6 protein-coding genes are annotated in these 13,839 nt (G+C 61.0%); 2 read left to right on the top strand and 4 right to left on the bottom strand.

The genetic code is table 11. From position 1 onward, the window contains the following. Positions 1 to 177: 177 nt before the first annotated feature. On the top strand, positions 178 to 1,920 hold the full coding sequence (locus PLJ71_08675; GenBank protein HQM48749.1) for a sialidase family protein: 1,743 nt from the start codon (positions 178 to 180) through the stop codon (positions 1,918 to 1,920). A gap of 11 nt (positions 1,921 to 1,931) precedes the next feature. Then, positions 1,932 to 3,485 (top strand): amidohydrolase family protein, encoded by a 1,554-nt coding sequence (locus tag PLJ71_08670; protein HQM48748.1) that lies wholly within the window; start codon positions 1,932 to 1,934, stop codon positions 3,483 to 3,485. Positions 3,486 to 3,500: 15 nt separating this feature from the next. On the opposite strand, the gene PLJ71_08665 is transcribed toward PLJ71_08670, so the two are convergent. From PLJ71_08665 to PLJ71_08650, 4 genes are all read right to left on the bottom strand, one after another. After that, positions 3,501 to 6,659, bottom strand: a complete 3,159-nt coding sequence (locus PLJ71_08665) for a PAS domain S-box protein (GenBank protein HQM48747.1) — start codon at positions 6,657 to 6,659, stop codon at positions 3,501 to 3,503. Between the two features lie 421 nt (positions 6,660 to 7,080). Then, complete coding sequence (locus PLJ71_08660) at positions 7,081 to 9,861, bottom strand: glycoside hydrolase family 127 protein (GenBank protein ID HQM48746.1); 2,781 nt, start codon at positions 9,859 to 9,861, stop codon at positions 7,081 to 7,083. A 218-nt stretch (positions 9,862 to 10,079) separates the two neighbouring features. Further along, positions 10,080 to 10,973 (bottom strand): DUF1559 domain-containing protein, encoded by an 894-nt coding sequence (locus PLJ71_08655; GenBank protein ID HQM48745.1) that lies wholly within the window; start codon positions 10,971 to 10,973, stop codon positions 10,080 to 10,082. Positions 10,974 to 11,002: 29 nt separating this feature from the next. After that, entirely contained in the window at positions 11,003 to 13,651 is a 2,649-nt protein-coding gene (locus PLJ71_08650; protein ID HQM48744.1) for a bifunctional YncE family protein/alkaline phosphatase family protein, read from the bottom strand. Positions 13,652 to 13,839: the final 188 nt, after the last annotated feature.

Below are 13,839 nucleotides of genomic sequence, written 5' to 3'. Positions count from 1 at the left end.
CCGTTGCGGGCGAAAGACAGCAGCCCAAACTGAAGGCGCGGAACATCACGTCTGCGCTCCTCGGCGCCCTGAGCGTTGCCGCGGTTTGTCTTGATTGCGCTCTTTCCGACAAGTTTGCAGTGCTTGCGTGCCGTCACTATGATTTGAGGACCAGTCCGTACAATAAGGGAGTTTGGGGTGAAGAACACGGCAATACCAACGTTTATGTCTGTGGCGTTCATTGTCTTCGCATTTCCCGCGTACATGGCATTCGCGGGCGAAACGGGGCCGCCGAACGGCGAATTCGAGTGGGACGGCATCTACGACGGCACATGCACGCCCATGGCTTCGATGCCCAGCTGGCGCGAAAACATCGGCGCCAACACCGAATACACGCTCGAGAACGAAGGGCTGCGCATCATCGATAGCGGCACGGAGAACGGCAGTCTGCACTTCTATACCTTCGCGTGGCGCGCGCGTCCGGAAGACGGGGCCGTTGTCGAAGGCCGCATCAAGCTCATAAACAACACCAGCCGCTCGGGCGCTTTCCTCCACGCCTCGGACGGTACACACGAGACCTCTATCACGCTCTACCCGGGTTATCTATCGACATACCTCGAGCAGGACGGGGAAATCCGCCACGAGATGGATACCACCTCCGATTTCCACACCTACCGCCTGGCCATTCGCAACGCCGATTTCTTCGTGTGGGTTGACGGCGAGATGGTACTCGACGGTACTGGTAAGTTTACCGTGCCCGCCTATTCGGGCCGCAACTGCGTCATGTTCGGCTCGTGCAGCAGTGCCGCCCAATCGGAGGCCGTTTACGCGGACGTGCGGTACGCGGCATTGGGCGAGCCGCCCCCCCTGCCACCAAGATACGCGCAAGCCCAGGACGTGGTCGTCTACAAGGAGCCGGGCGTCTACGCGTGTTTTCCAAGCCTCGTACGGATGGATGACCGCGCTTTGTTCACGTCTTTCGGCACGCGCACACGACGGTCGCATATCGACAACACCGGCGGGTCGGCGCGGTACATCTCGCGCGACCAAGGCTATACCTGGGAACCCTGCGAGGGCGAAAACCCTATCGGCGCCTGCATGCGAAATGAAGACGGCTCCCTCGCTGACGCCCGCGCCTACGGCTGGCGCGAAGTGCCCGCCGAACAGCGTGAAGAATTCGAAAAACAGGACATCACCGTGCGCGATGTCCGTCCGGGTGTTGTGGCATACCTGCAGGGGGCTTACTCGCGCCGCAGCGATGACGGCGGCAAAACTTGGCAGAAACAGGAACTCCAGCTCCCCGCACACCGGTCCTTGATGACTTACAACTCCTCCTCGTACGTGCGGCTTTCCAACGGCACCCTCCTGCATGCCATCTATGGCGAGCTTAAGGAAGATACCGCCACGCGCACGTTTATCTTGCGGTCGGCGGATAACGGCGGCACCTGGTGGTTCCTTCCCCTGGCGGCGGATCCCGCTGGCACGGTGCGGTTTAACGAGACGGCCCTGTGCGAGAACGCTGACGGCGAAGTGATCGCCATGATGCGCTCGGAACCCCCCGAAGGCGGATTCTTGCGCCTGTCTATCAGCAAAGACCGCGGCATTACATGGTCCCCGGCCGTCGAAACCGGCATGTGGGGCTACCCCGCCAACCTCATTCCGCTGCACGACGGGCGGATGCTGTGCACGTATGGTTACCGTCAGGAACCCATGGGCATCCGCGCCGCCTTGAGCACGGACGGCGGCCACACGTGGGATACCGAGAACATCATCGTCTTGCGCAACGATGCCGCCCCCTTCGGCTCCGATCTGGGCTATCCCATCAGCATCGAGAAATCACCCGGCGAGATCTTCACCATCTATTATTTCACTATGGACGACGCCATCACTCACGTTGCCGGCACGCATTGGACGGTCCCCCCGGCGAAACCAAAGGAGTAACGCGCGCCGCTATGCCCCTCTTCGACCTGAACGTCACTCTCGGCCGCACGGCGTTGCCCGCAGGCGCGCCGTTTGACACCCCCGGCGACCTCCTCGAAGAAATGCGGCGCCTGCGCATCGACGAGGCACTGGTCTGCCACGCCATCGCGCTTGAGGCCGACGCCGAGTACGGCAACGCGCTGCTTATCGAACAACTCCGGGGACACCAGAATCTCTTCCCCTGCTGGGTGATGGCGCCCCCCGCGTTCGGCGACCTGCCCGAACCCAAGGGGTGGGTTGAGCGCGCCCGCTCAGCAGGGGTGCGGGCAGTGCGCTTTACGCCCAAACATGGCCACTACAGTCTCGGGGCATGGTGTACCGGCCCCCTCCTGAATCAACTCGAACAGGCCGGCATGCCCGTGTTGCTCGATTTCGGAGAGCACCACTGGAGCCAGTCGCCGATCCCGTGGAACGATGTGCTGGATATCTGCCGCCGCTTCCCCAGTCTGGATGTCGCGTTGATAGGCGTCTCGGTGGGCGACACGCGGAATCTGTATGCCGCGCTGCGGACAGCCCCCAATCTCAACCTCGAATGCCACGCCTTCGTTTTGCCTGACGCGTATCAGCTCATGGCGCGCGAAGGGCTGGCCGGCCGCATCCTTTTCGGCACGGGCATGCCTCAGTGCGCGGGTGAGAACCGCGTGTTCCAACTTTGCCGCAGCGGTCTTACCCAAGCCGAGCAAACCGCGGCGAGCTGGCATAACGCCCACCGTCTGTTGCGCATCAACTCACATCCCGCCACGGACCTGCTCCGCCGCGACCCCGCGAACTGGCCCAAAGGCGTCGTGATCGACGTGCACGCCCACTACGGGTCCTGGGAGACCACCTCGTCGCCGGTCAGTCGGCCGGAGGATATCGTAAACTCGATGCACCGTTGCGCCGTGCACAAAGTGGTCGGCAGCAGCTTTACGGCCATTCACGGCGAGACGCGCCTCGGCAACGAGCAAACCGCTCACATCATCCGCAAATACCTTGATTTCCTATACGGTTACTGCGTAATAAACCCCAATTATCCACAGGACACCGCAGGCGAAATCGAACGCTGTTTCGAAAAAGCCGTAAACTTCGTCGGGCTGAAATTCCACTGCGGCCTCCACGGAAAACCGCTACACGACGCCGGATACTCCGAAGCCCTCGAGTACGCCAACGAACACGCATTACCCGTGCTTGTACACGCCCACGGCGAAGACGATTGGAAGGGCACAACCCAGCGGTATCCGAACGTGCCCTTCATCGTAGCCCACGCATGCACATGGAACACCTGGTCGCCGCCTCCCGACATGATTTCTCTCGCTGGCGTGATCGACAACCTCTACCTCGACGTCGCGGGTTCCGCGGCATGGCGAAAAGCCCTCCAACGTCTGGCCAAGCAGGTAGGCCTGCGAAAGGTCCTGTATGGCTCGGATTATCCCATGTTCGATTTCGCGTTCGAGGTGGGCCGTATAGCACTGGGAGATTTGTCGGACGTCGAGAAGCTCACCCTGTGCGGAGGCAACGCGGCGCGCCTGTTCACACGGCTGGTATAGCGCCTCACCGCATGTTCAGTTACGCTGCGCGTCCACGCCATCCAGCGCCTTGCGGATAAGAGTCCCCAGTTCCCGGGAAGAAAATGGTTTCATGATGAACTCACGGATCCCCAGATCGCGCGCCTGCTCCGGCGTTATGCCTTCGCTGTATCCGGTAAGCAAGAACACGGGGAATCCCGGACGCCTCTGCAGCATGCGCTTGGCCAGCTCGACCCCCATGAGGTGGGGCATGATCTGGTCCACAATGGCCAGATCAAAGCTCTCCGGGCTGGAGGAGAAGGCCTCGAAGGCCGCCATGCTGTTGCTGAATGTTTCGACCGTGTATCCGAGATGGTGCAGCAGCATGCCTGCCATCTGGGTTAAATCGGCGTCATCGTCCACAAACAAGATCCGCTCGGAACCCCCAACCAGGAATTCCTCCGGAGCCGCTTCCAGGGGAATACCGGCTTCCACTTGGGGCAAGAACACCTCGAAAACCGACCCTTCTCCTACCGCGCTGTGAACCCGCACCGCGCCCCCATAACCTGTCACGATCCCGTGCACTGTTGACAGCCCGAGACCTGTCCCCTGGCTGGGTTTCTTGGTCGAGTAGAACGGTTCGAACATACGGCCTATGACAGCCGGATCAATGCCTGTCCCGGTGTCGGAAACGGTCAGCCGTACATATTTTCCCGGCCCCGGAGACCCTACGTCCGCCTGAAAGTCGCGGCCAATCTCCACTTCGTCCACGCCCAGTTCCAGAATTCCGCCTTCGGTACCCATCGCTTGATAGGCGTTCGTGCATAGATTCATCACCACCTGGTAGATCTGTATCGGGTCGGCCATGACAGCCCCGGTCTCGTCCTCGATGTGCTGCTGGATTTCGACGGTTGCAGGAAGGGAGGCGGCAAGAAACCGAAGGGCCTCTTTCAGGATAGTCCCCACATTGCACAGCTCACAACGGCGCTCGACCTGGCGGCTGAAGGTGAGGATCTGTTTGACAAGCTCGGCGCCGCGATTGCCCGCCCTCGTGATCTGCCGCACGTTGAAGCGTGCTATTTCGTTGTCGGGAATGGCTTCGAGGAGAAGCTCGCTGTGCCCGAGTATGAGTGAGAGAATGTTGTTGAAATCGTGGGCAATACCCCCCGCAAGCGTGCCGACGGCCTCCATTTTCTGGGCCTGAAGCAACTGCCGCTCCAGACTCACCTCAGTGGATACATCATGTATCAACCATACGTGATTGATGATTACCCCCGCGTCGTTATGGACCGGCGAAATCGTGGCGTCCGACTCGAACAGACTCCCGCCCTTGCGGCGGCTTACCAGTCTTCCGGACCATATCGCCCCGCGAGAAATCGTATCCTCGATGGTTCTGTAAAAGCTCTCAGCATGCTCGGTCGAACGAAGGAAACGCGTGGTTTGACCGGCAACTTCCTGACGCGTGTAGCCCGTGTTTCGTTCGAAACCCGGGTTCACGTACTGGATGACGCCGTCGGTTCCGGTCACGATCACCGAGTCCGGCGCCTGTTCGATCGCCTTGGCAAGCCGGACCCGCTCCTCTTCTTTACGCAGCGAATCGGTCATATCGCGTGAATAGAACGCCAGCCTCGTGAACTCCCCGTTCTCGTCGCCCACGGGATAGAAGCAGTGCTCGAAATGGCGCCCCTTGTATTCGTCACTGAAACGAAGCGGACGCCCCGTTCGAAGCACAGCCCGCATATTCCGCCAACGCGTTACGGCAGTTTCCCCGTTCAGAAGCTCGCGGATATCCGCTCCCACCAGGTCCGAAGGGGATTTCCCAAAGCTGCCAGCCAGGTGCTCGTTCAAGGCAAGCAAGCGCCCTTCATGGTCAATCAGACCGACATGGTCGCTCGTCGCGTTCAGAAGCGCCCGGGCGGTTTCCTCGCTTTTCCGCAGAGCCTCTTCCGCCAGTCTCCGTTCGGTCACATCGCGCGCAAGCGTTTCGATTCCGCCCAGCCGGCCGTTCGGTTCGTACCACGGGTAAACAAGATGCAAGAACCAGCGCCAACGGCCCTCTGCATCCATCATCCGAACCTCGGTGGTACGGCGTTCTTGGCTCTCGAGTGCCTCTTTGACATAGCCTACAATCACCGGAAAATCGTCGGGATGCATGACGCCTTCGATAACCTCCGGACCTTTGCCGACGACCGCTTCCTGGGTGAGCCTGACGGCCTCAAGATAGGCTCGATTGACGAAAACATATTTCATATCGCGGTTAACGCGTGCCATCACCAGGGGGCTGTTTTCGACAAAGACCCGATATTTTTCCTCGCTCGCCGCAAGCGCCTCATTCGCCTCGATATAGGCCGTGATGTCACGTGAGACGCCCTGAATCTCCACGACCCGCCCGTCGGAATCATATACGGGGGCGCTCAGGGACTCGAAGCTCCGCACCCCACCATCGGGCCGCACGTAGTTGAATTGGAATCCCTGCCCCGCTTCCCAGGATTCGCCGCTCACCCGCTGGGCAATCGAGGCTTGTGTCCGTTCCGCGACGTCCTTCGGAAACACATCTCCCAGCCGTTTGCCCACAACATTGTCCGGAGATATACCGAAGGCTGTATCGACCGAAGGACTGACAAAGGTGAACGTGCCTGTTCTGTCGACCCGCCAAACAACGTCAGGGACCGTATCCACGAGGTCCCGGTAGAGAGCCTCGCTGGCACGCAGCGCGCGTTCGACTTCGGCACGCTGCTCCACCTCGCGTTTCAACGCCACGTTCTGAAGGCCGAACGTGTAGCGGGCCTTGTTGGCCTCGAGCGCGGAACGGATAAAACCGAACAAGATCATGACCAGGGCGATCGTATAGGTATAGTCTTCGAGGATATCATGCCCGAATCCGTCGCGCCCGAATACAGGAACGCCGCGCAGCCCCTTGTATTCCACCGTGCAGGCAAGGACTTTCGAAAAAACGAACAGCGAGGCCGCCACCAGGATGATGCCGCGCGAGACACGGTCCTCGGCCAGGCGGCGCGTGATGGTCAGCAATGCCAACGCCATGAAGATACCGGAAGCAAGGCTTAGAAAGTTGCCAACTTTATGGGGGGACGGAAAGAAATCGTCGGCATAGATCGAGCCAAACTCGAACAACGTTCCCAAGACGACAAACACAACCACCGACCACCCAATCCGGGGACGCTGCCATGACGTTGCGGCGTTTCGCGAGCTTTCCATGCTATCAATTCTTCCTGCGTGGGGGTGTATCGCCCCCAAACACGCCTCGCAGAAGGCGCCCTCTTGCCGAGCCGCGCATCTCCACAGCCCTAAGTATGGCGCATTGCTCCTCCAGCAATTGACTACAATCAGTAGTACAATTGGCACTTATCATAGTACCCAAAGCACCAGCCCGATGTCATCAACAAAAATCGGCGGCGTATCTCAGGCAAGAAATGGAGGACATAGCCCGTGCCTGGACGTCACTGCCCGGCGCGGCAATCACCCGTTTTCCCCGCACGCGGTTGCGGAGGGTTTTGCGCTTGTCGGATTCTTGCCCCCCCGATAAACCCCCTGACTCCCCTATCTAAAACGGCCGGCATATCAAGAATCGCGGTTCCACCAGATTTCGCCGCTCCTGGAAAGTCCAGGCTCAAACGCCTCACTCGCCATGTTCGTAGAGCCTCAGGATTCGCTCCGCGGAAAGGGCGCTCGCATAGAAAGCCGCGCCGTCTATCCGGCCCTTGAAGTATTCTCCCCCGCTGAACTTCGGATTGAAACCGATTCCAACCAGCGTGCTCCGGGTTGTGATGCGCTCGGGCACGTTCGCCGTTGCTGCCTCTTTCCCGTTAACATACAACTGCAAGACAGGCCCCGCCTTGACCGCCGCCACATGCACCCATGTCGCATTGGTCAAGGGTACAACCGGCGTTGCGCAGGCCTGACCCGCTTCGATGCCCGCGCACACGCCGTTGTCACGCAAGGTCACCCGAAGAGGATCATCCATTCCCTGGCACCAGCCCGAGAAGATCTGTTGGATCGACCCCACCGGCAGACTCTCCGGATACACCCACGCGTAAAACGTATAGTCCCTCTCCGGGAAGAACGGCAACTCGTATCGAAGTCCCGCGTCGACCCCATTGAAGAATACGGCCCCTCCCGTATTGCCGTTACGCTCTGGCGCGGGTTCCACATTCTCCTCGTGCTCGAGACGCCCGAAATCCGGGGCGCCCTTTCCGTCCAGGGGCGCGGAGAACAACAGGCCATCGTCCCCGATGCTGAAAAATGACCTGTTCGCGGCAGGATCGACCGTAAAAGACCGCGGACCTTCTTCGTTCTCGGCCTGTTTTTCGCCGCTGACTGACAGGACTTTCCAGTAGTACGTCCCTGGCGCGCGCACCGCCTCGTCCACGATGGTGTAGTTGGCGCTCAGGTCCGGAACCCGGGCAACTACGTCGTTGAACCCGGCATCCTTAGCCATGACGGCCTCGCAAATCACACCCTGAGCCCCCTGTGTAGACCACCTGAGCAGCACCGGGCCGGGTGTGCCTTTCTCGCCATCTCGCGGAAGCTCCAACCGCGCGCGGACTGGCGGCACGTTAACCGCCAGAAGCCACGACACATAATCGGTGCCGTGGGCGCCCGCGCTCGCAAAATCGCACAGCACAACCGGTTCTGCCCCCGCCGTATTCACCTTCCAAAGACCGATGGGAGCATGCCGCACAAGCGAATCCGGGGGCATAACGCGAACAGGCGCCAACTCGACGGCCGCTACGTCAATCGGTTTCATGTCCGCCGACTCGATATCGTTGTAGAACGCGTCAAACGCCAGCAGCAGAGGCCCGCGATAGACCGCCGCGCGACCGTACCGGGATCCTTTCCCGGCCCACACGCGCGTGGCCATATCAAACTCGATGTTGATCCGGTCGCCGTTGGCCCAAGACCCCTGCAGGTTGAGGTACGTTCCCGGCGTGGGAGGCCACGGCCCCGCATACGGCCGGTTGGAATCCATATTGACTGCAGGCATATGCTCGGGGATACGCAATCGAAGGCCGAATTCGGCCGGCTCATCGCACTCAAACAGAAGCGCGACCTTTCCGCCTAGGGGATAGTCGGTCTCTTCCGTGATCTTGACGCGTTTGCCATCGGACAGTGGCACCTCGAACGAGCAGGGACCGTAAAAATTGACAACCACGCTGTTCTCATCCCGCATCGCAGCCCATTCGCTGAGCATCCCCAGGCCCCTCGGCGCATTCACCGAACAGCAGTTCAACTCCGGCGTCCCCGGCCGGTACTGGAAATTGATCTGGTGATAGGAAGGCGCGCGAATGCCGTCCAGGGGCGTGTCATAGGTCCACCAGTTGCCCGAGGGGTGCTGCGCCGCGAGAACCTGGTTCCACGTGGTCAGCTCGAGTTCATCCGCCACCTTCGGCTCGCCCGTAAGCTTGAGAATATCTATCGTCAAGGCTTCCCAGGCCACCGAACAGCAAGTCTCGATCGAGCCCCGCTCGTATACCGAGCCGAAGGCCTGTTCGTTGGTCGAGAACGCCCCCGACGGGTGCCGGTCAAAGTCGCGGATACTTTCCCAGAGATTCAGGGCGGCGGTCTTGTACCGTTCCTCGCCCGTGATTCGGTACAGTTCCACAATTCCCTGCACGATATGAATGCTTTCCCACCGCGTGCCACCGCCCGGCAGCTTGAAATAGGGCGTTCCCTTCGCCCCCTCGCGCAGCCAGTCACCGTCCTTCTCCATGTCTTCGACAATCATCTGTATCAGGTCCCAGTACCGCTGTTCGCCCGTTCGCTCGTACATAAGCGCCATGACGTGCACTACCGAAAGATTGATCATCGGCGTGCCCGCCTCGATGGGCCTCCGGCCCCCGGGGTGATACGTCTCACAGATGCGGTCCGCAGCGCGAATGGCGCAGGCGTAGGCGTTCTGGTCGCCGGTCTCGTCGTACCACATCAAGAGGCCCAGCATGCAGTGGTAGTGTCCCCACAGGTCCCAATGACCCAAGAGCCGGTCGTTCTCGCGCCACGGCCCGAGATAACCGTCCTCGGCCTGGCTCGCAACCAATGCATCCACGAACTCCTGTACGAACGGTTTCACCCGCGGGTCGCCGGTCATCCGCACCGCCTGGACCGCCGCGATCAGGTATTTCCCCGCGAACTCCCCCGCCCACGGCACCGGCTCCGCATACGGCCAGTGACGGTCCCGCCGGTGAAACATCTCGATGAGCCCGGGATTGGCGCCGGGCGCACGCAATAGCCAGTTCTCGATGTTCGCATCGATGCGCTTGCCAATCTCGCCGCCAAAACGCCACTGCCCATGCGGCACGCTTTCCATTTCCTGGGTTCCTTTCAGGGAAACGGCGCCCTGCGCCGCGAATGAGACTAGAAAACCGGACAAGACTATCTGAGACAGGCAGACGAGGGTTCTCATGGCAGTGCTCCTGAGAATGGAATGGACCCTTCTCTTGCGCGGGGCATTATAGACCCCACACGGAAATGCGACAACGGCAGGCGAGAGCTCACGGCACCCGCCGCCTCGGCCAGAACGGGCTTGCTATCTATAGGTCGTATACACCTTATAAGACGCTATATGCGCAAGCGGTTCCCATGCGTGTGCCTGTGCGGCTTGCCGAAGCGCCGGGCCCCCCCCTAAAACCCGTCGAACGGCTTGCCATAGCGGCCGAGAGTCCGGGCGCTGTCCTCGGTGAAGGGGAACCTTTCGTTGGGATAGAGCAGGAATTCGACGTGTCCGTCGAGATAGAGCACGTTACCGCCGCCCGGGGCGTGCGAGAAGTCGATGACCTTCGTCGTGCAATGGTCCCACATGAGCGGAACGGCGCTGCTGGCGGCCGAACTTGCCGCGGAATTGTTGATGTCGGTGATCATGAGCCGCTCGATGCCTTCGCGCAAGCGGTAATACGTGTCGCCGCCCCCAACCTGCGTGCCGCTGAATGCGGCGCAAACCTTGAAGTCATCGTCGCTGGCGGCGCCGCCCGTATCGACGTTGGCCCGGGCGAGTTCGCCCCATGGCGTTAACAGGTACTCGGGTTCCTCGTGGCGCCCGTTGAGCCCCGTCCCCTCGACCCCCACCAGCGGCCCAAGTATGTTCACGTCTTCCATGAGCAGCCACCCCGTGTAGTGATAGGGCTCCTGGCCAACCTCCTCGGGCTGGATAATGCCGTCGCCGTTGCCTTTGCCCACGTCGTACCGCTCGAGAATGTCCGGCGGCGCGTTCCACGACGGGCACCACACCACGTTCACGTCGCTGACGTATTCGGGCATCATCGCGGGACCGTTGAACATCATTTCGGGGCTCAACGCTCCCGTCACCTTCCGGACCTGACGGTGCGGGAAGCGGCCCTGATGCTCATTCGCGTACATGAACAGCGACAAGCCGAGCTGTTTGAGATTGTTTGCGCACGACGCCCTGCGGGCCGCCTCGCGGGCCCGGCTCAACGCGGGCAATAGAATCGCCGCAAGAATGCCGATAATGGCGATAACGACCAGTAGTTCAATCAACGTAAAGCCTGTTCTTCCCGGCACCGGTTCTCCCTTCGAGTCTCTCGTTCTCCTCAATCATTCTCCGCTTCGATATCCGGCGCGCCCCACATGGCCGCGCGGGCAGTGTCTCGACGCGCGAGTCTTGGATAGGGTACGTCGTATCCCTTCACCGAATGCCAGATGATCCGGTTGAACAAGTCCTCTTCCGCACGATCGATGTCGTCCAGGGGCATCTCCATGGATTTCTTCGCGTAGTACAACTGTTTGCCCCGCAACGACGCCACTTTCGGGTTCATTTCATCCAGCGGGATCTGATTGGGGCGGCAGGTGTAAGGCGCGGTGTCCGGCGTGTCGCTGAAACACTCGTACATGGGGTTCGCCGCCATGTCAAACTGGTTCATAGGCGGCAATCCCATAATCAACTCGATGGTGCGGAGCATGCTGTTCTGGTTGTAGTGCGCGCTGACAACTTCCGCCCGCCGGGTATACGGGCTGATGCACAGCGCCACGGTGCGGTGCCCGTCCACGTGGTCCAATCCCGCCTGTGGATCGTCTTCCACCACGAAAATCGCCGTCTGGGGCCAGAACTGGCTGCGGCTTATGGCCTCGACGATTTGCCCCAGCGCGAGATCGTTATCCGCGACAGCGGCCCGCGGAGTGGGATAGCCCTCGCGCGTCCCCACCGTGTGATCGTTGGGCAAGAGCATGATCACGAAGTTGTACCACTCCCCCTTTTCTTCGCAGGCATGAAATTCCTTGAGAAACTCACGCGCGCGGTACACATCCTGCATCTTGCCCGGAAACCCGATGAACGCGGGGCAGATGTAGCTCTCGAGCCCGTTCACCTCCGTACGAGCGGTGACCTTCACCCGGTCGGTCCCGTTCAGGTAACCCTGGTAGATATCGGTCCAGGTTGCGGTCCCCGGAGTGATCTGGGCCTTCACCATCTCCCCGTAATTGCGGAACGTCAGGCCTGCCGCCAGCACATGGTCCCAGATGAAGCCCGATGACGCGTACGCCAGTGCGTCGTCGCCGTCATACGGGTAACTCCGTGGAAACCCGCCAAACGCTTTCTCGAGATAGTCCGTGACATAGCCCTCGTTGGTCCACTGGTGACCGTCCGCACTCAGAACTCCGTTGCAGTAGAAATTGTCGAGCAGCACGAATTCCTCTGCCAGCGCGTGATGGTTGGGCGTGACCTCGCGGCCGAACTGGCAGAGCGCCGGCTCGCCGTTACCCTGCGGCATGTCGCCGAAAACCTGGTCGTAGGTGCGGTTCTCCTTGATGATATACAGCACATGCTTGATGGCCGACACATCCCCCGGCCGTTCAGGAATCGCCACGGTCCGCTGCGCCCCCGCTCCTTTGTCCGCGCCGCGGAGCATATGCGGCAGGCGCATGGAAACCGCCGCCTGCTGGGTGTACGCATTGAGCATCGCCGCATTCGGCGTCTCCACAACCGTGACCGACCCCATGTGGTCGTGCGAATTGAAGCCTTGCCAGTCCTTGCCATGCATGCCTTCTTTTCGCGAAGCGTTGGCTTCCCGGTGAAGGCTCCCCACGCCTTTGGTATTCGCCACGCACAGCAATGCGCCTTCTTGCGCAAACGCAACCGCGCCGGGATACCACCCGGCAGGAATGAGGCCCCGTGCTCGGCCGTTGTGTGCGCTCATCACCGCGATACAGTTGTTGCCTCCCAGCGCCACGTACAACGAGGCGCCATCGTCCGAAACGGCTATCGCATTGGGGGCGCTGCCAAAAGGCAGTTCGGGGGACGGCCGGGCGAGCCATGAATCCGTCACTGCGTCGCGCGCCGTGTCGATCACGCTGATCGTGTCACTGTTTGCGTTGGCAACGTACAGCCGCGAACCGTCCGGTGACATCGCCATCCCGCAGGGATGCAAATCGACCTCGATCTCGCGCGTGACGCTTCCCGAAGCCAAGTCGATTACGGACACGGTTCCCGTCGACGCGATACCCGCCGCATTCACCACCGCCCGGCTGCCCGACGTGGGCCCCGTGATGTCGTCCGGCCCGGGACGCCGCCCGCCCCAGTTGGTGACATAGGCTTTGTCTCCAAGCAGCACAACGTCGTACGGCGCGATACCCACCGGAAACTCCGCCGACACCTTCCCCGAGGCAATATCGACTACACCGACACTGTTATTCCGGCTCAACGCCACATAAATGACGCCTTTCGCCTCGTCCAAGGCAAACCCGCCCGGGGCCGATTCGCCTTTGCCATCCGGGCCCGGCAGCTCAACTGTCTTCACCCACGCGAATTCGCCATTCTCCCCCCGCGTGGCGCAGTGAATAGCCGCCTCAGCCGCGGTAGTCCATACACAACTCCCGTCATTGGTCCACGCGATCCCGCAATAGGCGCTGCCCCCTTTGGGCATGGAGAGCGTCTGCGCGATGCTGCGCTCGACGGCATCAAAGAACACCACATCGCCGCGGTTTTTGATGGCCAGCAGCCGCCCGTCCGGGTGTACCGCAATATCCACGGGCCGTCCTGGAAACTCGACCGTCTTGCCCGCGGGATTCAGGACTTGTGTGGTGGGCACTACGAACGTGCCGTCCCCCTGCGGCCCCACCACTGCTTTGTTCAAGAAGGCGTCAGGCCCCGCGTCGAGCGCGCGTTGCACACCCGGAAGCTCGTTGGTCGTCGCGCACCCGGCGGCCAGCGCCGCCACGCAACAGCAAAACACCCATTCACGCATGGATTCTCCTCCCTCGAAATAAGAGTCTTGGGGCCTGTTTGAATTATCCGGTCCATACAAACCCGGCCGCACAAGGTCCGCGCCCATAAAATACCTATCGATAGACCACGAGGCAAATCGTCGCTGACGAACGTCTCCGGAGAGCCAGGCCAGACGGCGGTGTCGAAGCAAGGACATCCCTGAAGCGA

This window comes from Candidatus Hydrogenedentota bacterium (assembly GCA_035416745.1).
Classification (GTDB): Bacteria; Hydrogenedentota; Hydrogenedentia; order Hydrogenedentales; family SLHB01; genus UBA2224.
Note: the sequence above shows the minus strand (reverse complement) of the source record. Positions and strands in the feature narration are given on the sequence as shown.

What these genes read in the sequence shown, in the direction of transcription:
- PLJ71_08670 (HQM48748.1), top strand. Translation starts at nt 1,932, where the DNA reads ATGCCCCTCTTCGACCTGAACGTCACTCTCGGCCGCACGGCGTTGCCC.
- PLJ71_08650 (HQM48744.1), bottom strand. Translation starts at nt 13,651, where the DNA reads ATGCGTGAATGGGTGTTTTGCTGTTGCGTGGCGGCGCTGGCCGCCGGG.
- PLJ71_08660 (HQM48746.1), bottom strand. Translation starts at nt 9,861, where the DNA reads ATGAGAACCCTCGTCTGCCTGTCTCAGATAGTCTTGTCCGGTTTTCTA.
- PLJ71_08665 (HQM48747.1), bottom strand. Translation starts at nt 6,659, where the DNA reads ATGGAAAGCTCGCGAAACGCCGCAACGTCATGGCAGCGTCCCCGGATT.